General features: G+C 43.1%; 25 protein-coding genes. 9 read left to right on the top strand and 16 right to left on the bottom strand.

Annotated elements, in window-relative coordinates; translation table 11 throughout:
• Window positions 1–11 precede the first annotated feature (11 nt).
• The 3 genes from ACUALS_RS15490 (at window position 12) to ACUALS_RS15480 (ending at window position 2,642) form a co-directional block, all read left to right on the top strand.
• Window positions 12–1,049 (top strand): FecCD family ABC transporter permease, encoded by a 1,038-nt coding sequence (locus tag ACUALS_RS15490; RefSeq protein WP_454449773.1) that lies wholly within the window; start codon window positions 12–14, stop codon window positions 1,047–1,049.
• On the top strand, window positions 1,049–1,831 hold the full coding sequence (locus tag ACUALS_RS15485) for a heme ABC transporter ATP-binding protein (RefSeq protein ID WP_454449772.1): 783 nt from the start codon (window positions 1,049–1,051) through the stop codon (window positions 1,829–1,831). Before ACUALS_RS15490 ends, ACUALS_RS15485 begins: the two co-directional genes overlap by 1 nt.
• Window positions 1,832–1,913: 82 nt before the next feature.
• The gene (locus ACUALS_RS15480) at window positions 1,914–2,642 is read left to right on the top strand and encodes a substrate-binding periplasmic protein (protein ID WP_454449771.1); all 729 of its coding nucleotides are present in this window, start codon (window positions 1,914–1,916) and stop codon (window positions 2,640–2,642) included.
• A 7-nt stretch (window positions 2,643–2,649) separates the two neighbouring features.
• Here the strand turns inward: ACUALS_RS15480 and ppsR are convergent, their stop codons facing one another.
• On the bottom strand, window positions 2,650–3,483 hold the full coding sequence (ppsR, locus tag ACUALS_RS15475; RefSeq protein WP_038135183.1) for a posphoenolpyruvate synthetase regulatory kinase/phosphorylase PpsR: 834 nt from the start codon (window positions 3,481–3,483) through the stop codon (window positions 2,650–2,652).
• A gap of 174 nt (window positions 3,484–3,657) precedes the next feature.
• On the opposite strand from ppsR, the gene ppsA reads away from it, so the two are divergent.
• The gene (gene ppsA, locus ACUALS_RS15470; RefSeq protein ID WP_038188301.1) at window positions 3,658–6,027 is read left to right on the top strand and encodes a phosphoenolpyruvate synthase; all 2,370 of its coding nucleotides are present in this window, start codon (window positions 3,658–3,660) and stop codon (window positions 6,025–6,027) included.
• A 56-nt stretch (window positions 6,028–6,083) separates the two neighbouring features.
• Here the strand turns inward: ppsA and ACUALS_RS15465 are convergent, their stop codons facing one another.
• The 3 genes from ACUALS_RS15465 to ACUALS_RS15455 all read right to left on the bottom strand — a co-directional run bounded on the left by ACUALS_RS15465 (window position 6,084) and on the right by ACUALS_RS15455 (window position 8,522).
• Window positions 6,084–7,391, bottom strand: coding sequence for a peptidoglycan DD-metalloendopeptidase family protein (locus ACUALS_RS15465; protein WP_454449770.1), 1,308 nt, complete (start codon window positions 7,389–7,391; stop codon window positions 6,084–6,086).
• 133 nt (window positions 7,392–7,524) lie between these two features.
• A complete protein-coding gene (locus ACUALS_RS15460) occupies window positions 7,525–7,824 on the bottom strand; it encodes an isoamylase early set domain-containing protein (RefSeq protein WP_005470189.1) in 300 nt (99 codons plus the stop codon).
• 80 nt (window positions 7,825–7,904) lie between these two features.
• Complete coding sequence (locus ACUALS_RS15455; RefSeq protein WP_454449769.1) at window positions 7,905–8,522, bottom strand: hypothetical protein; 618 nt, start codon at window positions 8,520–8,522, stop codon at window positions 7,905–7,907.
• Between the two features lie 128 nt (window positions 8,523–8,650).
• On the opposite strand from ACUALS_RS15455, the gene ACUALS_RS15450 reads away from it, so the two are divergent.
• The 5 genes from ACUALS_RS15450 (at window position 8,651) to ACUALS_RS15430 (ending at window position 13,177) form a co-directional block, all read left to right on the top strand.
• Window positions 8,651–9,058, top strand: a complete 408-nt coding sequence (locus ACUALS_RS15450; RefSeq protein WP_331399031.1) for a GFA family protein — start codon at window positions 8,651–8,653, stop codon at window positions 9,056–9,058.
• Window positions 9,059–9,160: 102 nt separating this feature from the next.
• The gene (locus ACUALS_RS15445; RefSeq protein WP_454449768.1) at window positions 9,161–9,841 is read left to right on the top strand and encodes a YoaK family protein; all 681 of its coding nucleotides are present in this window, start codon (window positions 9,161–9,163) and stop codon (window positions 9,839–9,841) included.
• A gap of 222 nt (window positions 9,842–10,063) precedes the next feature.
• Window positions 10,064–11,434 (top strand): YjiH family protein, encoded by a 1,371-nt coding sequence (locus tag ACUALS_RS15440; protein ID WP_005469926.1) that lies wholly within the window; start codon window positions 10,064–10,066, stop codon window positions 11,432–11,434.
• A gap of 191 nt (window positions 11,435–11,625) precedes the next feature.
• The gene (locus tag ACUALS_RS15435; RefSeq protein WP_038135196.1) at window positions 11,626–12,102 is read left to right on the top strand and encodes a molybdopterin-dependent oxidoreductase; all 477 of its coding nucleotides are present in this window, start codon (window positions 11,626–11,628) and stop codon (window positions 12,100–12,102) included.
• Window positions 12,092–13,177 carry a GGDEF domain-containing protein gene (locus ACUALS_RS15430; protein ID WP_454449767.1) on the top strand — a complete coding sequence of 362 codons (1,086 nt, stop codon included), beginning with the start codon at window positions 12,092–12,094 and terminating at the stop codon, window positions 13,175–13,177. The genes ACUALS_RS15435 and ACUALS_RS15430 overlap by 11 nt, the downstream gene beginning before the upstream one ends.
• A gap of 27 nt (window positions 13,178–13,204) precedes the next feature.
• Here the strand turns inward: ACUALS_RS15430 and ACUALS_RS15425 are convergent, their stop codons facing one another.
• The 12 genes from ACUALS_RS15425 to ACUALS_RS15370 all read right to left on the bottom strand — a co-directional run bounded on the left by ACUALS_RS15425 (window position 13,205) and on the right by ACUALS_RS15370 (window position 25,882).
• On the bottom strand, window positions 13,205–13,651 hold the full coding sequence (locus tag ACUALS_RS15425; RefSeq protein WP_454449766.1) for a low molecular weight protein-tyrosine-phosphatase: 447 nt from the start codon (window positions 13,649–13,651) through the stop codon (window positions 13,205–13,207).
• Window positions 13,644–15,074: an O-antigen ligase family protein gene (locus ACUALS_RS15420; protein WP_454449765.1), complete on the bottom strand. Its 1,431-nt coding sequence runs from the start codon at window positions 15,072–15,074 to the stop codon at window positions 13,644–13,646. The genes ACUALS_RS15425 and ACUALS_RS15420 overlap by 8 nt, the downstream gene beginning before the upstream one ends.
• A 96-nt stretch (window positions 15,075–15,170) precedes the next feature.
• On the bottom strand, window positions 15,171–15,650 hold the full coding sequence (locus ACUALS_RS15415; protein WP_005470081.1) for a hypothetical protein: 480 nt from the start codon (window positions 15,648–15,650) through the stop codon (window positions 15,171–15,173).
• A 131-nt stretch (window positions 15,651–15,781) separates the two neighbouring features.
• Entirely contained in the window at window positions 15,782–16,348 is a 567-nt protein-coding gene (locus ACUALS_RS15410) for a hypothetical protein (RefSeq protein ID WP_454449764.1), read from the bottom strand.
• 71 nt (window positions 16,349–16,419) lie between these two features.
• Entirely contained in the window at window positions 16,420–17,154 is a 735-nt protein-coding gene (locus tag ACUALS_RS15405) for a WecB/TagA/CpsF family glycosyltransferase (protein ID WP_454449763.1), read from the bottom strand.
• Window positions 17,141–18,292: an aspartate-semialdehyde dehydrogenase gene (locus ACUALS_RS15400; protein WP_454450029.1), complete on the bottom strand. Its 1,152-nt coding sequence runs from the start codon at window positions 18,290–18,292 to the stop codon at window positions 17,141–17,143. The genes ACUALS_RS15405 and ACUALS_RS15400 overlap by 14 nt, the downstream gene beginning before the upstream one ends.
• A gap of 322 nt (window positions 18,293–18,614) precedes the next feature.
• Window positions 18,615–20,165, bottom strand: coding sequence for a hypothetical protein (locus ACUALS_RS15395; protein WP_454449762.1), 1,551 nt, complete (start codon window positions 20,163–20,165; stop codon window positions 18,615–18,617).
• Complete coding sequence (locus ACUALS_RS15390) at window positions 20,101–21,426, bottom strand: phenylacetate--CoA ligase family protein (RefSeq protein ID WP_005469937.1); 1,326 nt, start codon at window positions 21,424–21,426, stop codon at window positions 20,101–20,103. Before ACUALS_RS15390 ends, ACUALS_RS15395 begins: the two co-directional genes overlap by 65 nt.
• Window positions 21,419–22,573: a glycosyltransferase family 4 protein gene (locus ACUALS_RS15385; protein ID WP_454449761.1), complete on the bottom strand. Its 1,155-nt coding sequence runs from the start codon at window positions 22,571–22,573 to the stop codon at window positions 21,419–21,421. The genes ACUALS_RS15390 and ACUALS_RS15385 overlap by 8 nt, the downstream gene beginning before the upstream one ends.
• The gene (locus ACUALS_RS15380) at window positions 22,563–23,765 is read right to left on the bottom strand and encodes an O-antigen ligase family protein (RefSeq protein ID WP_052297952.1); all 1,203 of its coding nucleotides are present in this window, start codon (window positions 23,763–23,765) and stop codon (window positions 22,563–22,565) included. Before ACUALS_RS15380 ends, ACUALS_RS15385 begins: the two co-directional genes overlap by 11 nt.
• The gene (locus tag ACUALS_RS15375; protein WP_005470035.1) at window positions 23,755–24,975 is read right to left on the bottom strand and encodes a polysaccharide biosynthesis protein; all 1,221 of its coding nucleotides are present in this window, start codon (window positions 24,973–24,975) and stop codon (window positions 23,755–23,757) included. Before ACUALS_RS15375 ends, ACUALS_RS15380 begins: the two co-directional genes overlap by 11 nt.
• Complete coding sequence (locus tag ACUALS_RS15370) at window positions 24,965–25,882, bottom strand: glycosyltransferase family 2 protein (protein WP_454449760.1); 918 nt, start codon at window positions 25,880–25,882, stop codon at window positions 24,965–24,967. Before ACUALS_RS15370 ends, ACUALS_RS15375 begins: the two co-directional genes overlap by 11 nt.

The following is a 25,882-nucleotide window of genomic DNA, read 5'->3' as shown; positions in this document are numbered from 1 at the left end:
GTCAATCGGATATGTTGTTACGTCGTCTTCCTCTTTCCGCTAGTCTGCTTATTTTTGCGCTTGCGCTCGGTGTCACTGCTGTTAGCTCCGTTTCCGTCGGCCCGATGTCGATCAGCTTTATGGACAGTATGCGTGGTTTACTCAACCAAACCAACGAGTTAGCTCCGCACATCAACTTAGTTATTCACGAAATTCGTTTCCCAAGAACGCTACTCTGTATGTTAGTCGGGGCTATCCTCGCGGTCTGCGGCACCGTAATGCAAGGGCTGTTTCGCAACCCACTCGCTGAGCCAGGAATCATTGGGGTTTCAGCGGGGGCGTCACTTGGTGCGGCGTTCGCAATCGTGATGTTTGCCGAACTTGCTTCTCAATACCCTCAATTTATGACATTGGCTGCGGTTCCGTTATTTGCATTTCTTGGCGGATCTATCACGACCCTGTTGGTATACAAACTTGGGACGAGCAAAATGGGTACCTCGGTCACGATTATGTTACTGGCTGGAGTTGCGATCAGTGCGCTCTCAGGGGCGGGTATTGGCTACATGAACTTTATCGCCAGCGATCAGATGCTGCGCGATCTGAGCCTTTGGTCAATGGGCTCATTAGCGGGTGCAAACTGGAACAGTATCCTCTTGTGTGCGGTGACACTCATCGCCCTGATGATCATATTCATGCGTAAGTCGATGGCACTTAATGCGTTGTTGCTCGGCGAAGCAGAAGCCAATCATTTGGGCATCCCTGTTCAGTCACTAAAGCGCCAACTGATTCTCTTGACGGCCATTGGCGTCGGTGTAACGGTGAGTGTCTCAGGTATGATCGGCTTCATTGGCCTTGTCATTCCTCACCTTGGCCGCATGCTATCAGGTCCAGACCATCGCTCTTTACTGCCGATTTCGGCGTTAATGGGCGCTCTGCTGTTAACTCTCGCCGATATGTATTCGCGTGTGGCGGTTGCGCCTGCAGAACTCCCGGTCGGCATTGTCACTGCGATCATTGGTGCTCCCTTCTTTATGTTCCTGCTATTTAAACAAAAAGGAAGAATCCTTTGATGAAAAACGTCGTTTTGTCTGGCCGTCATATCTCGATGAAATTTGGCCAGCATTCCGTGCTTGACGATATTAATATTGATATTCATGCAGGAGAAGTGACTGCGCTCCTTGGCCCAAACGGCGCGGGGAAAAGTACGCTGCTGAAGCTGTTATGCGGCGAGATTCCTTCCACAAATCACATTGAGTACTTTGGTGAGCACAAGCAAGATTGGCAGCCAAAACAGCTCGCACGTCATTTAGGTATGCTGCCTCAACATAGTACCTTGAGCTTCCCGTTCTTAGCTCACGAGGTTGTAGAGCTAGGTGCAATTCCACTGGATGTACCCAATCAGGAATGCAAGGCCCTTGCTCAAAGATACATGCAAATGACGGAAGTGGCACACCTCGCTGACCGACTCTACCCTTCGTTGTCGGGTGGAGAAAAGCAGCGTTTGCACCTTGCGCGTGTCTTGGTTCAATTGGACAAGTCAGAAGAGCAGAAGATTCTCATGCTGGATGAGCCGACGTCTGCTCTGGATCTCGCTCACCAACACAACACCTTGAAGATCGCCCGTGACTTGGCCGATAAAGAGCAGACTGCGGTGGTCGTGGTATTGCATGATCTTAATCTTGCCGCTCAATACTCCGACCGTATCGTTCTGCTTCACAAGGGAAAACTAGTCACTGATGCGGCGCCATGGCAAGCGCTGACTCCAGAAAATATAGAACAGGTCTACGGATACCGTTCGATAGTTGCTAAACACCCATCGCTGAACTTCCCTGTGGTTTATCCCGCTCATTAACTCGCGGTCATCTAAAGTTGGTGGACGCCGTACCGCCCTTGTCTATACTCAAACAGGAGACAGAGCAAGGGAGTTGTTCAGTATGAAAAATGGTTGGCTGCAAAGCTGGGTTGTGATGTTACTTGGGTTTGCTTTCCAGGCACACGCCAACTTAGATGGCGAGCATCCGACACTTCAAGTGTGCGGTGACGCCATTGACTGGCCACCTTACACCTACATTGATGGTGACGTCGTAAAAGGAAGGGATATCGACATACTCGACGAACTGCTTTCGGAACTAGGGTATGGTTTCGATATCACCATGACGTCTTGGAGTCGCTGCCTCAAAGGAACAAAAGATGGCGACTATCAAATTGCTGTCAGCGCTTCCTACAGTGAGGAACGGGCACAAGACTATCTCTACACCACTTGGTATTACGATATTACGCCTTACTATCTGTACTCGACCAAGCGATTCCCGAATGGCTTGGATATCACATCTGTGTACGACTTAGAGCCATACATCGTGTGCGGCATTCACGGTTACAACTACTCTGATTTTAAACTCGACAATGTGAATCAATTCTCGGTCAGTATTTTTGAGGCCGTTACCGAACTCCACAGTCTCAACTGCGATGTGTTTATCTCATGGTACGAAATTCTTGATGGCATGAATAACGTTTGGGGCATCAACTATGTTCAGGACGACATTGTTGCAATGCCCATCCCAGACATGGAAAAACATAAGTTTTACATGCTGATATCCAAGCATTTTCCCGATGCGGTGGCACTTCAAGAAGCTCTCAGCCGAGCCATGGTCAGATATCAGTAAGTCTCAATCACAGCAGTCGGCGACGTAGTCCTGCTTTTTCAAGGATTCGCGTCGAGATCTCCTCCACCGAAAGTGAACTGGTGTTGATGTAGGGGATCGCTTCTCTGCGAAACAGCGCTTCGACACTCGCCAGCTCAGTTAAGCATTGCTCCGTGCTCGCATAATCACTGCCCGCCAAACGGTTCTCCCGGATCTCAGTGAGGCGCTCTGGATTGATGGTTAAACCAAAAAGCTTATGGCGATGAATTTCGAACTCAGGAAGCAAGCGTAAGCGCTTTATGTCTTCCTCGATAAATGGGTAGTTTACGACACGCAAACCAAACTGCATCGCCATGTACAAACTGGTGGGTGTTTTGCCACTGCGCGACACCCCAAGCAGAATGATATCAGCTTGCTCCAAGCCTTTGAGCGTGATGCCATCATCGTGCGCCAAGGTGTATTCAATGGCGGCAATTCGGTCAAAGTAGGTGTCCGAGTCTTTGCCTACACTTCGCGAACGCTGCAATTTTGGCTTAGGTTTGAGCTGAATGTCGTCTTGCACTTTTTGAACGATGCTTTCGAGTACGTCATAACAGTATGCGGGCGCATCCAACAGTGATTGACGAATCTCAGGAATCACAATAGAGAAAAACACCAACGGCTTCACGCCGTTTTGACGGTAGGAAATGTCGATCTCTTTAAGTAAGTCCGACAATTTGTCTTCACTTTCTACAAATGGAAAGGTTTTTTCATTCGCTCTAAACGGAAATTGTCCCAGAACAACATGCCCTAAGGTTTCACATGTTATGGCCGTTCCATCAGAAACATAGAACACATCACGACTTTGACTATCAATTTGCATGTTTTATTTAAACTTTAAAATTCTTTTGAGTAGGATGGTAACCATAATATCGATAATAAAACCCGGCTGACTATTATGTTCCCCACAGCTTTGAAAATTTGTTAAGAATTTTTTTAAGCCAATACGTAATCGTTTGCCTCTTCCCTACAAGCTGCAATGTTTCTGGAGAAAGACATGCAAAAGAACACCCTCTGGTTCAATAGCCTATCCATGGATGATGTTGATAAGGTCGGCGGTAAGAACGCTTCACTTGGTGAGATGGTCTCTAATCTTTCCAATGCTGGTGTATCAGTACCCAACGGCTTTGCAACCACATCGTTCGCTTTCAATCAATTCCTTGATTTTGAAGGCTTGGATGAGCGTATCCATCAATTACTTGATGAATTGGACGTTGATGATGTTGAAGCCCTGCGCAAGACAGGTGCCACCATTCGTCAATGGGTTTTAGAAGCCCCCTTCCCTGCGGATCTCGAACAAGACATCCGTGACAACTATCAAGAGCTGACCGACAACCACCCTGAGGTGTCTGTTGCCGTCCGCTCATCAGCGACCGCCGAAGATCTTCCAGACGCGTCGTTTGCTGGTCAACAGGAAACCTTCCTCAACGTAAAAGGCATCGATGCTGTTTTGGAAGCAACCAAACACGTCTATGCGTCGTTGTTCAACGACCGTGCAATCTCATATCGAGTACACCAAGGGTTTGACCACCGTGGCATCGCACTGTCTGCGGGCATTCAGCGTATGGTTCGTTCAGATAAAGCGTCATCGGGCGTCATGTTCACACTCGATACAGAGTCTGGCTTCGACCAAGTGGTGTTCATCACCTCTTCTTGGGGCTTAGGTGAAATGGTGGTTCAAGGTGCGGTTAACCCTGATGAATTCTACGTTCACAAGCCAATGCTAGAAGCAGGTCAGCACCCAATTGTTAAAAAGACTTTCGGCTCTAAGCAGATCAAAATGATCTACTCAAACAGCCAAGAGATCGGCAAACAAGTGGAGATCATCGACACCTCGGTAGAAGAGCGCAACGCCTTCTCTCTAAACGATGACGAGATCAAAGAGCTAGCAAAACAAGCGATGATCATCGAGAAGCATTACCAGCGTCCGATGGATATTGAGTGGGCAAAAGATGGCATTGACGGTAACCTCTACATCGTACAGGCACGCCCAGAGACAGTCTGCTCTCAAAGCGAGCAAAACGTGATTGAGCGTTACGAGCTCAGCAACAAAGCAGATGTATTGGTTGAAGGTCGTGCAATCGGTCAACGCATCGGTAAAGGTCCGGTACGTTTGGTGGATTCTCTGGACCAAATGTCACTGGTTCAAGATGGTGACGTGCTAGTCACAGATATGACTGACCCTGACTGGGAGCCAGTGATGAAAAAAGCGTCTGCGATTGTTACTAACCGTGGCGGGCGTACTTGTCACGCAGCAATCATCGCACGTGAGCTTGGCATTCCTGCAATCGTAGGTTGTGGTGACGCCACCAGCAAGCTAACCGACGGTGAAACCGTAACCGTTTCATGTTCTGAAGGTGAAACAGGCTACGTTTACCAAGGCGAGCTGGATTTCGAAATCAAACGTTCTGCAGTCGATGAGCTTCCACTGCTGCCAACCAAAGTGATGATGAACGTGGGTAACCCAGACCGCGCATTCGACTTCGCTCAGATTCCAAATGAGGGTGTCGGACTTGCGCGTCTTGAATTCATCATCAACAAGATGATTGGTATTCACCCGAAAGCGCTGTTGAACTTCGATGCGCAAAGCGATGAGCTAAAAGCTGAAATCACTGAGCGTATCCGTGGCTACAAAGATCCAATCGATTTCTACGTGAGCAAGCTAACCGAAGGCATTGCGACCATCGCGTCTGCTTTCTGGCCAAAACGCGTTATCGTGCGTATGTCTGATTTTAAATCGAACGAGTACAGCAACTTGGTCGGCGGTAAAGGTTACGAACCACATGAAGAGAACCCTATGCTGGGCTTCCGTGGTGCCTCTCGCTACATTTCACCTGTGTTTGAAGACTGTTTCGAACTAGAAACTCAGGCAATCAAACGCGTACGAAATGAAATGGGGCTGAAGAACGTTGAAGTGATGATCCCATTCGTGCGTACACCAAGCGAAGCAGCATCGGTTATCGACCTTCTGGCAAAATTCGATCTGCGCCGTGGCGATCAAGGTCTTAAAGTCATCATGATGTGTGAGCTGCCGTCTAACGCGGTGCTTGCTGATGAGTTCTTGAAGTACTTTGATGGCTTCTCAATCGGTTCGAATGACATGACGCAGCTGACGCTGGGTCTTGATCGTGACTCTGGTGACGTTGCCCATCTCTTTGATGAGCGCAACCCAGCCGTAAAAGCGATGCTTAAAATGGCGATTGATGCCGCGACAAAAGCAGGTAAATACGTCGGTATCTGTGGTCAAGGGCCATCAGACCATGAAGACCTTGCAGAGTGGTTAATGGCGCAAGGAATAAGCTCAGTATCTCTCAATCCAGATACGGTGATCGACACGTGGCTTAAACTGGGTAAAGTCAGCCAGTAGCGACCACTAAAAAGTAGAAAGGCGGCTAAGATAGCCGCCTTTTTTCTGTCTCTCAATTAACCCGCTTGGTTAGAGTCGCTTACGTTGGCAAGCGATCTTTCTTGCTCTTTGAGCATGGCATTTAGCTCATCACGACGCTGTTTAAAGGCTGCCATTTCTTTCTTGGGTACAGAGCTCGCCATCGGAATGTTTGCCTTCATCGCGTTAACTGCTCGCCCGCGATCAAGCAATTCATAGTGTATATGCGGTCCCGTCACTCGCCCTGTCGCACCTGACAGGCCAATGCGTTGACCTCTAGACACTTTCTGCCCTTTACGAACAAGAATCTTACTCAAATGCAAATAACGTGTTTTGTATCGGCTGCCATGTTGAATCACAACATAATTACCCGCGTAGGGGTGCTTGCGAGTCATGATTACTACACCATCCCCTGTCGACACAATTGGTGTTCCGGTTGGCGTTGCCCAGTCGGTACCATTGTGCGGCGAGACACGTCCAGTAACCGGATGTTTACGATGCGGATTGAAATGCGAGCTCAAACGGTATCGGCCATTGACAGGCTTACGCTGAAACGCGCGCTGCAAACTTTCACCGTTTTTGTCGTAATACTGTCCATCAGTGTGGAGATAAGCCGTCAGTTCTCTGCCTCGATTCACGATCTTCACCGCTTGAAGCTCACGATTGCCAGTAAAGACACCATCAACAAACTGTTTTGATTGAACCACTTCAAACTTGTCACCCGCACGCAGATCTCTCGAGAAGTTAATTTTCTCTTTTAGCAGGCTTACCACCTGACTGATCTCATTGCTACTCAACCCCAGCGAATAGGCAGACTGGGAAAAACTGCCTCTAATGTCACCAACTAGGGCGAATGAGCCCCACTGTCCTGGAATTTTGACATCTTCAAAACTGTAACTGCCGTCGTCAAGGCGTGTATAAACGGCGCTCTCAACCAGGCTAAACTCTAGTTCCATTTTCTCGAGGATGGAATCATGCTCCCCTTTCCAAAAACGCAACACGTTGCCAGGCTTTAAAGTATCTAACGCGAGATAGTTCAAGTCGGTCGCCATCACATTCATTAACTGGCTATAGCCAAAACCGAGTTGGTCAAAAATCGTGCTTAAGTTATCGCCTGGCTGAACGGTGTATTCATAGTCAGGAAGGTCGACAATCTCTTGCTCGGTTTGAAGAATATCGGAAACAATTTGCGACTCTGGAATGGAAAGATCAATTGTACGAGTGAGTGAGTTGCTGTCATTGAATGAAGATGCAACGACAATAGCCAAAATTGGCAGACTGAGAAGTGACCACTTCTTTCTTTTCGAAAGCTCACTTAGGCGAGTATTAATTATTTTCGCACTCACAACTGTACCCTTTGCTACTCTATGAAAGCGCTAAGAGTACGAATTTATCCGTGCCTTGTCACCCATCGAATGTCAAAGTTAGATCAATAAGAGGTGCTCGAAAGCACCTCTTTACGTTGTTTCACTGTTTAGGCTACTGATAAGTGGTAATTAAGCCGTTATCCTCACCAAATCCATTGGGCTTATATTGATCAGCATGGGGATCGTTCACCCATTTCTCGTTATCAACGAGATAGCGAAATTCAAACTCGCTGCCCTTTGGTAGCCGAGTCTTAAATTTGTATGACTTCGACTTGACGACTTTTTTCATTTCAGCAGGTTGCCAGCCGAGAAAATCGGCAACAATCGATGCCGTCTTACCTACCTCTGAAGCGGGCAACTCAAAGGTCACTTCCACTTCATCCTTGGTTTTAAAATAGCGCTTATTGATCATCTTTCACTCCCTTAACAACAAACAATAAAATAAAGGCCATTTCAAACAATAAGCAACCTTGGTCATATTTACAACTTGATTTAATCCGCTGGCTGAAATTTACCTTTATTTGATAAGGCAAAAACTCGATGGTTTGACGCTGTTGGCACTTGAGCCATCGACTGATCGACGCCGTGAGATAAGTACTCAAAACGTATGTTTTCTTGCTCAAGTGTGATGGATTGAAGCACCACTCGATCCCCCAACAGTTCACTATCTCTAAGGACCATACGCTTTAGCGCTCTATCGTAGTAGAAGTACGCGGCATACGTGAACACTCCGCTCCCCTGATTCGAAACCGTCAAAGCAGACACATAATCGGTCGCAGAAAGTTGACTTAGCCATTGAATGTTGATTGAAACCGAGCCACGCTCCGCCCCTGCATCGTAATTACCTGAAGCAACTTGATTGGCCTCATCGTACTGGTTGATAAAACTAAACGCATGGGTATTTGGCACCTCAACCGTCCATGGGTTTGGCGTAGACAAGTCAAAAATGGCTTTAAGGATCGGATCCGCCGCTTGCTGTTGGCTTGGAAACTTAGCCAAAATATCTTCATCGCTCAAGCTGAAGCGATAGATGCCCGCAACAGCCACAATGATAAGCATAACGATAGGTATCAATAAGATAAGTGGAATGGGGAGACGTCGCTTTTTCATTTTGCTCTCTTTCAGCTCTTAAAGGTGAGTCATGTTACATTACGCGCCCTTCACATTTGACTGATTCTCACTAACTAACCTAAAAATAGTGACATGAGTAGTAGAAACTGGCGGGGATTGGAGAACTCATGAAGAGCGACAAAGTGATTCGAACCGCAGAATGCAGCTGTGGACAAGTTTTTCTCACCTGTAATGGCGACCCAGAAAGAACATCCATTTGTCACTGCTTCGAATGCCAAAAGCGAACAGGTAGCGTATTCGGTGTTCAAGCTCGCTTTAAGAAGGGGCAACTGAAATACAGTGGAGAAATGGCGAGCTATGTGCGTATCGCCGATTCGGGCAATCAGGTTCACTACTACTTCTGTCCGAAGTGCAGTACCACCATGTTGCTCACATTGTCGTCATGTCCGGATGATTGGGTAGTGCCTGTTGGTGTTTTTCATCAGCAGGATTTACCTTTACCCAGTTTTTCAGTTTATGAGGAACGACAGCATCAGTGGGTAAAATTTGATTGCCAGATGGAACACGTCCAATAGCGTTTGGTTTTAAACCGATATGTTGTGCAAGATCAATGGATACTGCTGTTGCTGGCTGCCGCGTAGATCTATAATCAGCGCCTAGTTTCAAGAGGCAGAACTGTGATATCTAAGTTACCAAAATGGGTAGAATATGGAGCATTTCTACTTGCACTACTCGCTGGTGCTGTCAATGCAATAGGATTGCTCGGATTCCAACACCAAGCCGTCTCCCATATTTCTGGAACGGTAACACTACTCGGTACCAGTATCGAGGCGTTTGACAGCCAAACGTTTCACCTGTTTATGGTCCTGTTTAGCTTTCTACTTGGCGCGACGCTTAGCGGACTTTTCATAGAGTCGACCGCACTCAAACTCGGACGTCGCTATGGCGTCGCACTCTGCATAGAAAGCGCGCTTCTACTCATCGCCTACTGGATGCTAAAAGAAGGTCACATTAGCGGCCAATACTTTGCCTCTGCCGCATGTGGATTACAAAATGCAATGATTACCACCTTCAGTGGTGCTGTGGTCCGTACCACACACATGACTGGAATCATTACCGACCTCGGCATTATGATCGGCGCACGTTTACGCGGCGAGTATTTTGACTATCGCAAAGCTAAGCTGTTCTTGTTTATCTTTTCGGGCTTCCTGTCCGGGGGCATAGTAGGGGCCAAACTCTTTTCCGTATATGCGATATCGGCGCTACTGGCCCCGATCGCTTTCGCGCTACTTCTCGCGTTTAGCTACTGGGGTTACTTGTGGTTAAAACGCACACAAGAAGATCGAAATCACAAATAACATCAAAACCCAAATTTATTAACAATAACATTACAAAAATCCATTATCATGCTCCATAGCAAAACTATAAGTTGAATATTTAACGATGATTAATGAATAGTATTGCAAGGAAAATAAAAAGGCGCTAACCTTGCGCCTAATTGACCGAATATGGATGTTTAGTGAATATATATGCCAGATTGACTGGCTATACTATTGACTAGTAGTAACTCGAGAAATGTAATGTCAGATAATACTCAAACCATTAATCAGCCTAAACCTAAAGGCAACTTTTGGATGTTTTTCATCCCTTCAATCATTGGCTTATTCCTGTTCATGGCGCCTATTAGCTACCAAGGGGATATCACTATCCCGGTCGCAGTATTGGCAAAGAGCATTCAAGCCCTATTTGGAGACTATCTTGTTGGGATGATCACAAGCATCATCGTCTTCATGGCAACGGCATCCTTGCTATGCCGCATCAAAAACCCATCATTCATCGCTAACAACACATTTTTAAATGGCTTGTTTAACCCATCTCCACTTTGGCTAGCGGTTCGAGTGATTGGTGGCCTAGCAGTTGCAATGACTTACTTCCAATTTGGGCCTAAAGCCATTTGGGAAGAAAACACTGGCGGCTTGGTGTTAGAGGGGCTCCTTCCAACGTTATTTTCAGTCTTTATCTTCGCAGGCCTATTGCTTCCTCTATTGCTCAACTTCGGTCTATTGGAGCTGTTTGGTACGCTCCTAAGTAAGGTAATGCGACCACTTTTCAACTTGCCAGGACGTAGCGCAATTGACTGTATGGCTTCTTGGTTGGGCGATGGTTCAGTGGGTATTCTACTTACCAGTAAGCAGTATGAAGGCAAGTTTTACACGCAGCGTGAAGCCGCTGTTGTGGGTACGACTTTCTCTGCCGTATCAATTACGTTTAGCTTGGTTGTGATCGCGCAGGTAGAACTGGAACACCTATTCTTACCGTTTTACGGCGCTATTTGTTTGGCAGGTTTCGTTGCAGCAGTAATCATTCCAAGACTGCCGCCACTGAGCCGCAAGAAAGATACATTTATTGATGGCACGAAACCCAACGCTGAAGCAGATGCGATTCCTGAAGGTCACTCGACATTTTCTTGGGGCATGGAACTCGCGCTGAAAAAATCTAGCCAAGTCACATCCGTGAAAAGTGTTTTCGGCGAAGGTGTGCGTAATGCCGTTGATATGGTGTTTGGCGTGCTTCCAGTCGTGATGGGCTTGGGTACTATTGCGCTTGTCATTGCCGAATACACATCAGTATTCGCTTTCTTAGGCCAACCATTCGTTCCGTTCTTAGAGCTGTTACAAATCCCGGAAGCCGCAGCTGCATCTGAAACGATTGTAGTCGGCTTTGCGGATATGTTTATCCCTGCCATTTTGGCAGCCTCTATCGACAACGAAATGACACGTTTCGTGATTGCGGCAATGTCTGTTACCCAGTTAATTTACATGTCTGAAGTGGGTGCTCTGCTTCTAGGCAGTAAGATCCCAGTGAACATTTTCGAACTGTTTGCGATCTTTATTCTCCGCACGCTGATTACTCTCCCAGTTATCGCGGGCGTCGCCCATCTCATTTTCTAACATGAGCGAATCACCTTCGATTAGCCCCTCCTTGTGAGGGGCTCTTTGTAGCAAAATCAAAACAGATTTCATTCTGTCTAGGTAACATTGGATTTGTACTACAAACTAGAAAAAGCGAAGCGACCACTATTAACTCGACTTATACTTAATGATATAACGGTTAATTAAGGACAATCTTACCCGGAGGGACTATGGCGAAGCTGTTTGGCTTGTTTTTTCTCATTGCTAGCTTTCAAGTTATGGGCTCTCAACTTGTTATTCGTGTTCCAGAGAAAAGCCCCGTCACTCTTACTCATCAGCAAATTGAATCTAATTTTGAGCCGGTCACGTTCGAAACTAAACTCCCGTGGTTCGAAGGTAGTAGGTCGTTTACGGGCTTCAAGATCACCTCGCTGTTGGACTACCTACGCATCACCGATGCGTTTTCTTTGTCGTTTATCGCCCTGAATGACTATGCTGCCTCATCTCGAGTTGAAGACATTCTGCAATATGAACCCATCATTGCCTATGAGATGAACGGCAAGAAAATGAAAGTAAGGAATAAAGGCCCTTACTGGCTGATCTTCAACCTATCTCGCCATCCAGAAATTGATAACGCCTCTTTCCATTCGCAGATGGTGTGGCAAATCGATGAAATCATGATACATAGACGAACTCATGATCAATAACCCGAGCAGCACGCACATATCTCCCCTACTTTCTCGAGCCAAGTTTTTGTTGATTGTACTATCCGTTGTTTTGATTGTTGCCAATCTCTATCTACTTACCGCAACTCGGCATTTGGCAGATTCGTACTCCGCAAGGCAAAATCAAGCAACCTGGTTTTTGTTTCAGCTCACTAAAGAGTTTTCTGAACTAAGTGCAATCACGCCATTTTCACCACAAAGCCCAGAGTATCAAAACCAGACCTTATTGAAATATGAGCTGACTTGGAGTCGCTTCGATCTGCTCCTCAACAGCAAAGAAGCCGATAGCTTTATTCGCCTACCAGGAGCAAAAAGTTTCTTTGAAACGCTATTTACTAACTTTAAACAGCTTGAACCAGAGCTAGAATTGATTGATCACCCATACTACGCAGACAAGGTTGGCCAACGTATTTCAAATTTATATATGTCGATGATCCAATACATCAACACAAACTTCCGGATTCAAAGTCCACTTTATCAAGAACAAATGAAGCAAGCGGAAATGCTGCACCATGCTCAAGTCGCACTCCTGATATTGCTGATTATCTCCGCCACTCTTGCAGGTTACATTATCCATTTAGAGGCTAAGCATCATCGCGCGCTTTCTCTTACAGATTCGTTAACAAAAATAAGAAATAGGCTCGCGCTGTTTAATGACCTCAACAAACATTTATTAGAACAAAAACGCTTTACCATTTACCTGTTAGACCTCAATGGCTTCAAACAAGTCAACGATAAACACGGTCATCAAGCGGGAGATAAAGTATTAAGGGAAGTAGCGGGACGTTTACGACAGCTCAGATTACATTGCTATCGAATTGGAGGAGATGAGTTCGCTTTACTCGACTTCAGTGGTACGAAGAGTGATGTTGTGCTTGCTCGGATACACAGCTGTTTTGGGCAGAAAATATCCATTGACCACGATAATGATGCGTTGTTAACAACAAGTATAGGCATCGCAACCTATCCACAAGACGCGATACAAATCAACCAATTGATCTCTATCGCAGACAGCGAGATGTATCGGATGAAATTTGAGGAAAAGCAAGCATTGTAAGATCGATATAATTAGTCAAACCAACGCTTATTTACTCAACCGTTTAGACCAACTTAGACATGCCTTTTCCAACAACTCGTAACTTTGTCTGAATGCGTCTATGTCCTTACCTATGGGATCTTCTATCTCGCCGACACCAATCCATTGGCCCAACAGCAAAGCCTTAGCTCTAGCGCCACGACCTATTTGGGCTACCTGTTCCAAATGCTCATGTGTCATTACCAATATCAGGTCGCAGTCGTCAATAAGCTCACTTGTCAGCTGTTTTGCCTTATGATTTGAGAGGTCCAGCCCGTTCTCTTTCGCGACTATTCGAGAGTTGTTAACGGCAGGGTGAGCGGACAAATCATGGTGAACCACAAGAACGCCAGCTGAATCAATAGAAATATTAGGTAACAGACGACTGAGCAATACCTGAGCTAAAGGAGAACGGCAGATATTCCCCGAACAGACAACAAGTACTCGTTTAAACATCAGGTGACACCTTCACTTTGTTGGTGTATTTGGAAGAGTCTGTCACTTTAACTGGCAGGCTTCCAACCGCGGGCAACACTGCCGTAGCATTGGCGAGGAAAAGAACGAGAATAAAAGTCGCTGCATTTGCCATTGGCTGCAAGTTGAAATCAACACTTATATGAATCAACATACCGATAATTGCCATCATACAACCGAGGGCCACCCCCTTCATCGTTTTACTATGCCTGCTCCGGATGGTATTGAAAGTTCGCCACAACGAATACAGCACAATTGAACCCAAAAGCAAAGTGGCGGGAATCCCCGCTTCTACCATAAATTGAACATAATCATTATGGGCATGATCGTAAAAGCCGATATCTGCTCTAGAGTACATTGGAAATATCGTATAAAAGCTAGCCATGCCTGTTCCGGTAAACGGAAAGTCTCGGATAATATCCAGTGACCAGACAACAACCTGATCTCGAGACTCAGCATCGAGTGAAGTTTCTACCAATCGTTGCTTCACTTTCTCTAAACCAAACAAAGCACCAACGACGATTGTATCGATAGCAATCACGCTCCCTACCAGAGCAACAAGAGCTTTGGGTTTATACTTATAGAACAGCAAAGCAATCATTCCGCCAATTGTCGTGGCAGCAAAAAAGGCAGTATTTCCCATTCGAGAACGTGTCATCACCAAAGCGATCACCATTATAACAAGGCACAAACGAAGCAGCATTTTATCGCTAAGTAAGCCTTCAATAAGACGCTTAACAAAGACAAACTTTGAACCGGATTCAGTAGTATGAAGCAGTGAGATGATCAGCCCTAATCCTAGGCAGAGAGACATCATCAAATAGTTTGCTAGATGATTCTTATAGACAAACGAGCCTGTGGCGATTCCATTTTGGCGATAACCAAAGACTGGGCTTTCAACCACGTTAAGTAAAACCATCATTGCAGCATAAAACGCTTGTATGGTGCCGCTAATCACTATAGCAACAACAACTGTTTTTAACCTTCGACTCGAGTTAACCAAGAAAATGGCATTGAACACCAACAATGTGTAGGTAAGGCCTTTAAACAAAGAGACGAGTGACATTCTCGAATCTAACGAAATGAAACCTGTCGGAGCCTCAACCAATTGGTATATTTCAGAACTTTTGGGCGAAACTAAACTAAGAATTGACCAATCTAAAGGAACAGTTTGAAGGAAGACCCAGAATTGAAAAGCGACTAAGCCAAACACTAGAAGCCCGTAGTGTTTGACATGCTCAAATGGCAAATTTCCTTTGTAGGAGACTATTAATAGTAAGGATTGTAGTGCGACCCACATTTCAGCAATAGCCCATGCCCAATCGCGATTACTGCCTAAGGGGATAGGTAGCCAAACAATCAATGCGATAAGAGAATAAAAAGTAAACTTCTCGAGTTTATTCATTTAAAGGGGATCCGGAAACGTACTAATGGTGGAAAAGCAGTAGAAGAATAGCGAGACAAAAATTAAAGCCCAGCGGGCGCCGGGCTTTATGGAATACTAGTTAGGAGAGACTACACCCTCACCACCGCCTCCATTACTACCAACAGCAGGTGCTGAAGGAGGAGCAATAGTTGTGATAGTCTCAGCTGCATTCGTAGCAGCGGTCTCAATACCTGCTGCTGTTGCCTCTGCGATCTGAGTCGGGTCAATACCAGATAGAAGCGCCGCAGTAGTAATTATCTCGTTACTAATACCAGCGTCACGAGCAAACTGAGCAATTTCTTCTGCACGCTCTGGAGCGACAGCAAAAGCGGCTTCAATCGCAACTTGAGGATCCACATTTTCGCTATTTAGCAACAAAGCTAAAATATTGAGCACAAAATCTGGGTTTTCTTGATAAACAGACTGCATAACTTCGCTGCTTGGCGTCTCGCCTAGTTGAGCTTCAATTGTCTTCAATGGTTGAGCTGTTTCAGCTAATACACCTGATGACCATAGCAAGGCAGTTAAGCTGAAAATAGTAATAGGAGTTTTCATGAGTCTTCCTTGGGTAATCTTAACTCTGTAAGACCAAACCGATTATTTGGCACCAATTGACATATAATACTTGGTTTACACACTACATTTGTTCTCATTAATTGGAATGTAGCAAAAATAAACGCTCTGTTTTAAAGGCAAGCATCAAACTTTAACTTGTTAAACGCCAACATGTTACAAATTCTCTGCTTGCCAGGTGAATAAAATATCATCTTGTTCAACTCAGTCCGATATCTCCAGCTTTTCGCAAGCGTGAGCAGTTGAGTCGTAGCCTCGATTCGCTGTGCATCTTCTACTGACAACCAGTTGGAATATACATAGTCCACATTTAACGATAACGTTGTATACGAATGAGGGCCAAATTCGTTCGACTTCAGCATTCGCGACTCAGATTCTAGTTCGTCGCCGTATGACATAGCGATTTTGGCCAGCTCTACATGCGTGTTCGACCAAGTGGGACGAAGATACGAGCTTGAAACGAACAGTTCATTAGCCAACGAGGTGCTCTCTAAATCATTATTTGCGTAACCTTGCCATCGCAATAAGTGAGCAAAAGTGTTTAGAGAATGGGCAGTAGTAATAAGCACGTTTGATTCTGGTAGCTTCAAAGTTAGCTCTACGTGTCCCAGACTCTCAGCTGAGCTACCTTGAAGGGTATTCACTCTTTTTTCTGCCGCGCCCACATTGAGTGCATTCAATAAGTACCTAACACTCGATGTAAGCAAAACAAACGAAAGCAAAATAAATAATAAAGAGTAAAGCTTACGCATCATCTTTTAGACAATTTTTCTTTGATAAGTAGCCAAGCAAACTTGGAGTTGGTCACTAAGTATCGTTTCCACATTCTACGCGGCTCTTGGATTACCCTGTAAAGCCACTCAAGCCCCGCATTTTGCATCCACGTCGGTGCACGATTAACTTTGCCGGCAACCACATCAAATGTTCCACCGACTCCCATCACGAAGTTAACACCAAGTTTATCTTGCCACTTATTGATAAAGTTTTCTTTCTTGGGTGAAGTAATCGCAACGAATAATAGCTTAGCGCCAGACTCTCGAATTTTATTAACGACAGCTTCCTCATCATCCCAGAAATAGCCATGGTGTACCCCGGCTATTTTTAGGTTTGGGTGCGTTTCTTTCATACGCCTTGCCGTTTCTTCAACAACTTCTTGTTTGGCGCCCAAATAAAAAACCGGAAACTGCTGAGACTCAGCCATTGCGTTAAGATTGTGAAACAAGTCGACCCCGGCCACACGCTCAGGTATTTTGTGCCCTAAAAACCTTGCTCCCCAGACAACACCCATTCCGTCAATATTGATGATGTCACACTCTTTAATACTACAAGCAAGAGTATCGTCACTGCGCATGTTGACTAATTTGGCAACATTGACGACGACATGCTGGGTAAACAGGTTTTGCCTCACTCTACCTTCAATTTGCGCTACGGTATCTTGCATAGTCGCAGAATCCATTGGGCTATCTAAAAAATTAATTCGTTCCATGTTCTTCACTTGTTGCATTCAAATAATAGGAAAGTGCGTAATACATCCATGCCTGTGTCCAGCGCATATAGTTGATTTTATTGGTATGTGATTTGCTTTTTTGGTACACGAACTGAGCCTCATCTGGCAAATAGAGTGTATCAAAAGCACGTTCAATAACTTTTTTCACCAAATTCAAATCACTAGCACCGTCACCTAACTTCAGAAGAGTAATTATTGCTTGCGAAACCGAGTGGGGATCAAGAGGATAAGGGTTGTTGTTGTAATACTTAGCGGTGCCATCACTATCAATGAGGTTTTCACGATAATACTTTAAGCCCTTATCGATTGATTGATCAAACTCATCGGTAGACAGAGCCTGACGAATAATATGTAGGGCCTCAAGATTGTACCCAGTATGAAAACCATCGATAAACTGATGGTGATGCCTTGAGCCATATACCCATGAGCCATCTTCGGACTGCTCGGATACAGACTGCTTTGCTACACGAATAGCAAGGTCACGATACTCTTGGTTGCAGGTTTCCTGTGAAACTACAGCTACCCACGCCGCAGCCCAAAGACTAGCATTGTGAACAAAAGTGGTTTCTCCAGGGATATAAGCAAAAAATGCTCGATCATCTGCTTCGGTATAAAGCGTATTAACAATAAAATTTGCGGCATCTAACGCTTCATCTCGAAACCGTTTAGCCTGCTCAGGCTGAGACGACTGAATCTCTTTAGATAGCTTATAGAGCGCTTGCGCGACATAAATCGTGGTGATGACGTTTGGCTTACCTTTAGGTACGTAGAATGCGCGCGCCTTCCAATCAAAATGATAGCCCCAACAAGCATGTTGCCACTCGGATTTATCACATTGTTGGGTTAACAACCAATTGCCCAAATCTACCGCATCAAGGAGGAAAGACGCTTCGCCTGTACGTTGATAGTCTTCAATCATTCCCAAAATAAACAAACCAATTCCTTTCGGATTGCGCTTTTGAGGGACACCGAGTACAGGCCTGAAATTAATATGAGACCGTTTGAACAATTGTATCCAAGCAAGACCAAACGTTGTGTCTTTTAAAAACGGGAAGACATCGAACAGTTTGCTATTTAAGCCATCGAAGGGGTCATAGCCAGAATAGTCGTTGAGCATAGAGCTCTGATAAATAGCAGAATGGACTGTACTAATATTCAAAAATTGTCTCCTAACTGACTTCCTTTACTAACTTCAAGTATTTAACACATTTACGAGTGCGACTATAGATAACAAGATCTCGGAACAACACACTCCAATGTAAACTAGCTCATATACTCATGTAATTGGCACCTGATTGTAATGCCAATTCCGGTGCTCATCGACCATCTACCAATGTTGAATGATGGATATACAGAAAAATTGATTCTCAAAACATATCAAAGTTGGTTACAAAAAACGCAGATGCAGTGACAAATAGAAATCACACACCACAACTAAATTAGTGGCCTTTTTTGGAGAGACTAACTGAATATATCGCTCTCATTTCATCAATCAAAGTAATAAAAATACTGGATTTGATTTTCTTAACAAACTTTGATTTAACATCCTTCGCTGGATTTATAGGTAGAGAATTTAGCTCTGGTGCCAATTCATCTATCAAAGAAGCATACAACTCACAGTTATTATATGTAGTGTACTTTTTATTCAATTTAATCATTAATGATATATTGAAGTGACTAGCAAATGGATTAACTTCTTCAAATGCAATATCAGACTCAGCATTTCCGACAGCTCCCCAATTACCCAACTTTTGCTCAATGTAATATAAGGTATTCATAGGGTATTTACGAGTTAGTTCAGAATTAACAAAATCATCTCGCCATTTCTTGGTCTGAAGAATACCATAGTTTGAATTGCCACAGAGATATTTATTGCAGAGAAACCCAGTACTCTTACTTGACGCAGGTGTTCCATATACAGAGCGACCAAATTCACCAACACCACAAATATTTATATAGTGAGAAAGATCACAGCTATAGTAATAAACTTCAGGCAAACGCTTTTCCATTGCGAAGAATACACTATTGAGGTATTCATTCTTGAAATCAACAGGTATCTCATTCACATCTAATAGGCTATCGTGAATATTATATTTCACACCAAAAATATCACACAACTGGCGCCCAATAGAAATGTCAGTATGATCTAAAGACATCGATGGTAACTTGTCGATAAAGTAATAACATTTATCTCTAATATCTTTAGAGGCCGCAAGCATAACTCTACTATCATTACCACCTGTTACGGCAATAGACAAAGGAGATTCATGGGAAAGTACATTAAGTGTCTTTTTTAACTCCTTAGCCAATAGCGCTACAGATTTGCTAAACTCGTTTTCACAATAAGGCTCCCACGGCCAATAACGCACTTCCTTAAATTCAACTAAATCTAGAGCAAAATTAGGTAAAATCTTATTTACATCGGTATAGATGGATTCATTACCCACCCAAGCATTCCCGTTACCTTTCGAAGGAAATGTATGCACGTAAAAATCGTGAGCTTGTTGATTTAATGATAGCTCGCCAGATATTTCTTTTACTAGATTAAGATCCGTAGCTATGATTTTTTCACTACAATGAAAGTTAATCTGAGCAAGCGATGTAGGATCGGCCCTTAGAAAGTCACCATCGACACCAGAATAAATAAAATAAAATCTTCCCACACAGTGCTCTAGGGCTTTGTTGGCATCACAGAAAGAATTAATAGCACCACTATTTAACAGTGCCGAGAAATCAAAAGAAAGTTGATCAGGATGAAATATCTTCCCTATAACAATACACTTAAAATTATCTTCTTCATAAAAATGCACGTCATTTAAATCGTGATAGTATATATCCAACTCACCAAAACATACGTGAGAAAAATTCGCTAACCGCTTTTGATTTGCTTGTTCTTTATATATATATATCTGTCGACTAAACACTTTAATTTTCCTCAATGTAGCAGATTGCTTGTCTGAATTTACCGGAGCGAGTTCGAGCAATTTCATCAGTTAGTACAACGTTTACTTCGGTCTGAGGCCCTAAGTAACGCTGAACATTACTAATCAATTTGCTTATAGAATTGGAATTAAAGGCATCGCTAATTACCACAATTGCATCGATTTTCTTATGCTTTCTCTGAACCAATTGCAGTTCAATAAGTCCAATAACACCCTTAGGAATATGATTAAAAATACTAACACGGTCACCCGTGTCTGAGATGAGGTACTCACCTACACGTCCCTCGATTCTATCAACTCGACGAAACGGTAAACCGCACCCACATAAGGTAAATTCATTCTCGACGCCGGAGAATCGGTCTCCAGTGTTGTACCTAATCAAGGGCATCTTTGAGTTATGAAAGCCAGTAGCAATTAATACTCCATTTTCATCAAATTCGTGCAACCCGTAGTCTTCGATTAAATGGAGCTTTCCCTCACGGCATGTACCTACTGTTGAAACCCTCTCACTCAGGCCATACCAACTAAATACGGGGCAACGAAACACTCGCTCTATTAGCGCTTTTTGTTCAATAGAATATGACTCAGATGACAACACGATACTTTTAAGTGAAATTTTTAAATCTGCGCCTGACTCATCGATCAGTTTCGCCAATAAGTATATCGCCGAAGGGTAAGCTTGAATAATCTTAGGGTTATAAACGTTCAACTCAGAAACATAGTCGCTGACCGTTTCGCTATTAATATGATAAGCAGACAACATTAGCATGTTGTCCACCAGATTAATTCTTCCATAAGGCGCCGTTTTTTGAGAGAGAGGAACTATCATATCCGCTCTTAACCAAACACGTCTGTCGCCTGGTTCAAATCCTGCCCAGACTAACTGACGGTGCGATTGGGCGTGATCTTCAATGATGGCGGTTAGGTTAGACAGCAAACTGAGAGGCTTACCCGTTGTACCTCCAGTCGATGACTTGAAACTAAAGCTCAACTTTTTCCTGTTGTTGACATACTTTTCTAGGCCATTTGCCACATCATCCTTGGTCGTCACTTTATAGTGATTAATATCTGTCCCGCCGTCTCTATAGGCTTGTGTCCCCAAGCTTGCTTCTCGTAATATAGACTCAGTTGATCGCGCCTGAATCTCTAGTATCTCTTTCCGAGATGCACTACAATTTCTCATCAGCTCGGTGAGGCGTTTTCTATATAAAAAGTTCTCTCTTATAAATTTATATATTAATGATTTTACGTTGATATATAAAGTTTGAGCTATGATTGGTGAAATTAAGTAGAGCTTTGAGCTATACACGAGCCGACACTCCTAAAGCTTTTGCCATCGAAGCTAGTTGTTTTCCAATGCTAGCTTTAGCATTAACTGTTGAAATTGCATTTGTAGACACTTTATTTTTTAAGTAAGGATCACAAGCAGAGTTTTCAATAAAGTACTTCCATTCATTAACTCCACCTTCTTCAAAAATAAATCCATTTTTCTCATTTTCCAAATAATATATTTCTGGACTGTGGAATGAAATATTCTCTGTCAAGATTGGTAAGCCATGACTAAAAGCATGAACTATCGCTAAACCAACGTAGCCGGGCATAACAAACCAATCTGAACTTTTAAAGATTATTGACAGACGTTTATCTTCAAATACTTCTCCGAGAAACACACTTTTAAGACCAACATCTTCGCACATAGACATCCATTCATCTTTCATCTCTCCATCACCAACTACAACGAGAGAAATTTTATCCAGATTCTTGGCACTACCAGCTGCTTCAATAAACCTTTCCAACCGCTTACCCGCGCGGAGCCTACCACTGAAAAGAAATATAGTGGTATCTTCCAACCCATGTTTTTTCTTGAACTCTGAAACATCGTTCAAATCAACATCATGGTAACCCTTTAGCAATTTATTGGTATTAAGCGTATTGGGAGCAACAATAATTTCTTTTTTTGTAACTTTCTTTTCTTCTAAGTATTCCTTTCCTTTAGGAGAAAATACGATGATATTGTCAGCGAGAGACAAACATGTCTCAATTATTTTTACTCTAAATCTATTTAATTGCCCACGAATGCCTTCTGTTGGTCGTCTACAATGATCATAGCCATGCGTCCAATAAGTTAAATTGGATTTAGTCAATTTACAAAACACTGACAGAGTCAACTCTGTAAAATTGGACACATTAGGGAGAGCCAGGACTGCGTCCGGCTTACGTTTCAATATGTAAAAATACACGTAAGGAATAAGGTTAAGTTTACTAGAAAAAGATAGTAAATTTGAGGAAACTATATACCTTAGGCCTGAGGTTTCCTTGATATATTCTTCTACATCTAAACAAGTTATGACTGTAACTTCACAGTCATAAAGTCGAGTTAGCTCTGCTAAAACTTCATTTCTATAACGTTGCCAGTGTGCATCTTTCGAGACAAATAATATCTGCTTATTTTTCACTTTCGACCTCATGTAAGCGCATTGAAGAAAAATATATTAGTGTGTACATAACCCAGAGATAGTTGTTACTTCGGAAAAAGTCCGTTTCCAGAAATGAATGAATCGTTAGAAACAACAAAATTGAAAAGTAAAGAATGTTAAATTTTGAAATGACTGAAAAAGAATTCACTACAAAGATTGAAAACACCAGCACCCCAATCCAACCTAGCATAACCCAAATATCAAGATAAGAATTGTGTGCTTGGTTTAGCTGGGTAATAAACCCATCATATTCATTTCCATATAACACACTGATTCCAGTTTCTCCTACCCCCCAAAATGCTCGGTAACCAACACCAAACAACTCACGTCCCTGAAGCTCAGAAATAGCAAAATCCCAAATGACAAGCCTTCCGGTCAAGTTAAGACCGATCTCGTGCAGAGTATCAATCGGTACAACTAATAGACTGATAAACGCTACACAAGAAAACAGCCAAACAAACAATACAGTTCTATATAAAATCTGGCTACTAAACTTAGCTAGCGACACTATTGATAGTATCGACACTAGAGAGAGAATCATCGAAGTTTTGGAACGCGTCAAAACAAGTAAAACGATAGAAACCAAAAGAGCAAATATGAAAAACCTATTACGGTAGTCATTGCTATGAACATGGTAAAACAAAATTATTGCAGATAGTGCATACAAATATCCAGCTGTATTTTTATGTCCATGAATGCTTCGATAGCCTATGTCTTGCCATGCTCCAGGTATAACCAAACAGAAAAAACCCACAGCAACTAAAACCAACACGGTAAATATTAAAACATGATATATCCGCTTTGAATCTAGAGTGATGGAAATGGCCAGTAAAAATACAAATAGAAATAATTGCTGGAGTAATCTCACAACTGAAACGCTGCGTAAGTCAGACCACAATATAGATAGCAATGCGAATAGAAATAGGAGCCAAACAGGCCAACTTTTAACTATAGCCAAACGCAATCTATAAACTTCAGTTCTAAATATGACTCCTATGCCAAAAATAAAGGATGAAAGCATGACCAATCTATTTATGGTGTTAGAAGAGACACTACGAGCCAATTCCCAATCTTCACCTCGCATGCTTAATGTCGGGGAGAATAATCCGGCAGAGTTTAGAAGAAACACCGCCAGAACAATCATAAATACAGAACCTAGTTTAATTTCCACTAAATATCCCACTCGTATTTATACGTTTCCTTGTGTTTATGAAGTGCATAAACTCCCCTAAGCAGAACCCGATTAGAATGCCTTTTGCACCAAATAAGAAACCTAAAGAAGCAGAAAACGCCACACCCAATATGGCTACTTTGGTGCCCATTAGTCCTAAATATTTAAAATCTTCAGAAACATTTAGTATGTTGCTATTTGAAAACTTGAAGCACTGAATCGCAGCTGATAAAAACCAAAGCATTAGCAATACGACATCTAAATCCGTTGCTAAGAGATTGCTCAGCGAATCCATCATAAAAAAGCTGACCATTGAAAAAATGGCGACAAAGGCAAACATAAATTCAGTGACTCTTTTACTGACAGTTTTTAGTCGCTTTTTATCAGTAGCATATAGGCTAGCCCACTTAGGCTTCTCTGCCATGTAAATACCCGACGCCACAACATTAATTGGCATGGTAATCAAACGAGCGGCAGCCAAAGCAGCTGTAGCTTCGAGTCCGATAATGATCGTCGCTAAGTATGTGTAACTATTGTTTTGAGCCCATGTAGCAAATGATCCAAGAGAGGTCCACTTTGCAAAAGAAGCAACTGTTGTTCTTGCACTAGTTAAAGAACGAACCGATAACTGTTTACGCGATACGCCAAGTACAAGCATCGTAGTAGAGAGCAAACCGGACATAGCCAGAACTGCATATATGAACTCCAATGATTGGATATCAAACGTTACACCTATCAACAGTGCCGTTGACAGCGAAACGACTAACACTATAGAAGACAGAATAACTCTGCTCTTGTTACCAAAGACAAAGTTATACGTTCTATATAACTCCCTATTTAGGTACATGGCGTGAGCAAAATAGACAAATACCACTAGCCAAATTGGATAACTTAAGCCAAACAGCATAACCGGTAGGAAGCAAAGCACCTGAGCCAAGTTAGACAATACGCATAAGTGAAACGCGTGATTCTCTTTCTCAAACTTATCGCTTATTTTTGAGCAATGGACTGATAGTGCTGTATTGATGAACGCATTTTGAATCGTGCTTAAGAGCATAAGCACAGAAAACAAGTTGACGTAGATCGCATACTGACTATCGGAAAGCTCTCTCAAAATAAAGAGTGAAACGATAAAATTTGTAGCACTTACACTAGCAACATCAATGACGCCAGCAAACTTCAATACAATATGTTTAACTCTACTTGCCATACATCTCGACTACTTTGCCAAAGAGCCCTCCTATCTGAGCTACTTTCGCTATCGAGATTTTCATGAGCGATGTTCCCTTTTTCTTAGCAGTCAACAATACGATCAAGCTAGATAACGCGAGAGAAGGCAGTCCGACAACAATAGACGTAGTCACGAGTTTTAGCTTATCTACTAAACTGTAGTCCGATGCCCTTATTCTTGAATAAGTTTGTCCACCTCTTATTGCTCGGGTTAGCAAATACTTCAAAGTACATCTCTGCAATTCTAAGTATTCGTAAACCTCCGCTTCATCGCACCAGACCATATTCAATCCATGCAATTTACAACGATAGAAAAATTCCGAATCTTCACCACCAGTACGACCAAAAACTGGATTAAACAGGCCTATGTCCATTATGGAGGATACCTTAACTAAAGCATTTCCAGTATTTCCTGTATCTACTACTTCTCCGCTTTTCTTTCTGCTTCGTTCATATGATTTACTTTTAATTACCCAGTCCGGCGTGTCGGGATGATACAACGTAATAACCGGACCAATCACCACATCAGGCTGTAAGTCATTAACAATATTTTCTAGTTGGATGAAATAGTTCTCGGACACAAATTCATCGTCATCTAAAAACAATATGTAATCAAAGCCCATATCTTTTGCACGCTGTAAACCTACATTCCGCACCTCTGATATGTTTCTTTTTGGCTCACTTACATATGTTAAGTTAAAACCACCGTAACCATCACGACATAACGCTTCAGCACTTTTTTCACTATCATTGTCAATAACTAAAATAGAAACTCTGAAGCTTGAGTATTTTTCTTCCTTAAACACGCTTTGTAGTAATTCATCAAGTAACAATGCTCTCTTATAAGTACATATTGATATCAATATCGTCTTATTCTCGCTATCCAT

The organism is Vibrio sp. NH-7 (assembly GCF_053643215.1).
The sequence above is the reverse complement of the archived record's forward strand: the minus strand, read 5'-3'. Positions and strand labels throughout refer to the sequence as shown.

Coding starts and splice junctions, on each gene's coding strand:
- ACUALS_RS15490 (WP_454449773.1), top strand. CDS start 12: ATGTTGTTACGTCGTCTTCCTCTTTCCGCTAGTCTGCTTATTTTTGCG.
- ACUALS_RS15485 (WP_454449772.1), top strand. CDS start 1,049: ATGAAAAACGTCGTTTTGTCTGGCCGTCATATCTCGATGAAATTTGGC.
- ACUALS_RS15480 (WP_454449771.1), top strand. CDS start 1,914: ATGAAAAATGGTTGGCTGCAAAGCTGGGTTGTGATGTTACTTGGGTTT.
- ppsR (WP_038135183.1), bottom strand. CDS start 3,483: ATGCAAATTGATAGTCAAAGTCGTGATGTGTTCTATGTTTCTGATGGA.
- ppsA (WP_038188301.1), top strand. CDS start 3,658: ATGCAAAAGAACACCCTCTGGTTCAATAGCCTATCCATGGATGATGTT.
- ACUALS_RS15460 (WP_005470189.1), bottom strand. CDS start 7,824: ATGATCAATAAGCGCTATTTTAAAACCAAGGATGAAGTGGAAGTGACC.
- ACUALS_RS15455 (WP_454449769.1), bottom strand. CDS start 8,522: ATGAAAAAGCGACGTCTCCCCATTCCACTTATCTTATTGATACCTATC.
- ACUALS_RS15450 (WP_331399031.1), top strand. CDS start 8,651: ATGAAGAGCGACAAAGTGATTCGAACCGCAGAATGCAGCTGTGGACAA.
- ACUALS_RS15440 (WP_005469926.1), top strand. CDS start 10,064: ATGTCAGATAATACTCAAACCATTAATCAGCCTAAACCTAAAGGCAAC.
- ACUALS_RS15435 (WP_038135196.1), top strand. CDS start 11,626: ATGGCGAAGCTGTTTGGCTTGTTTTTTCTCATTGCTAGCTTTCAAGTT.
- ACUALS_RS15430 (WP_454449767.1), top strand. CDS start 12,092: ATGATCAATAACCCGAGCAGCACGCACATATCTCCCCTACTTTCTCGA.
- ACUALS_RS15425 (WP_454449766.1), bottom strand. CDS start 13,651: ATGTTTAAACGAGTACTTGTTGTCTGTTCGGGGAATATCTGCCGTTCT.
- ACUALS_RS15420 (WP_454449765.1), bottom strand. CDS start 15,074: ATGAATAAACTCGAGAAGTTTACTTTTTATTCTCTTATCGCATTGATT.
- ACUALS_RS15415 (WP_005470081.1), bottom strand. CDS start 15,650: ATGAAAACTCCTATTACTATTTTCAGCTTAACTGCCTTGCTATGGTCA.
- ACUALS_RS15405 (WP_454449763.1), bottom strand. CDS start 17,154: ATGGAACGAATTAATTTTTTAGATAGCCCAATGGATTCTGCGACTATG.
- ACUALS_RS15400 (WP_454450029.1), bottom strand. CDS start 18,292: ATGCTCAACGACTATTCTGGCTATGACCCCTTCGATGGCTTAAATAGC.
- ACUALS_RS15395 (WP_454449762.1), bottom strand. CDS start 20,165: ATGAAATTGCTCGAACTCGCTCCGGTAAATTCAGACAAGCAATCTGCT.
- ACUALS_RS15375 (WP_005470035.1), bottom strand. CDS start 24,975: ATGGCAAGTAGAGTTAAACATATTGTATTGAAGTTTGCTGGCGTCATT.
- ACUALS_RS15370 (WP_454449760.1), bottom strand. CDS start 25,882: ATGGATAGCGAGAATAAGACGATATTGATATCAATATGTACTTATAAG.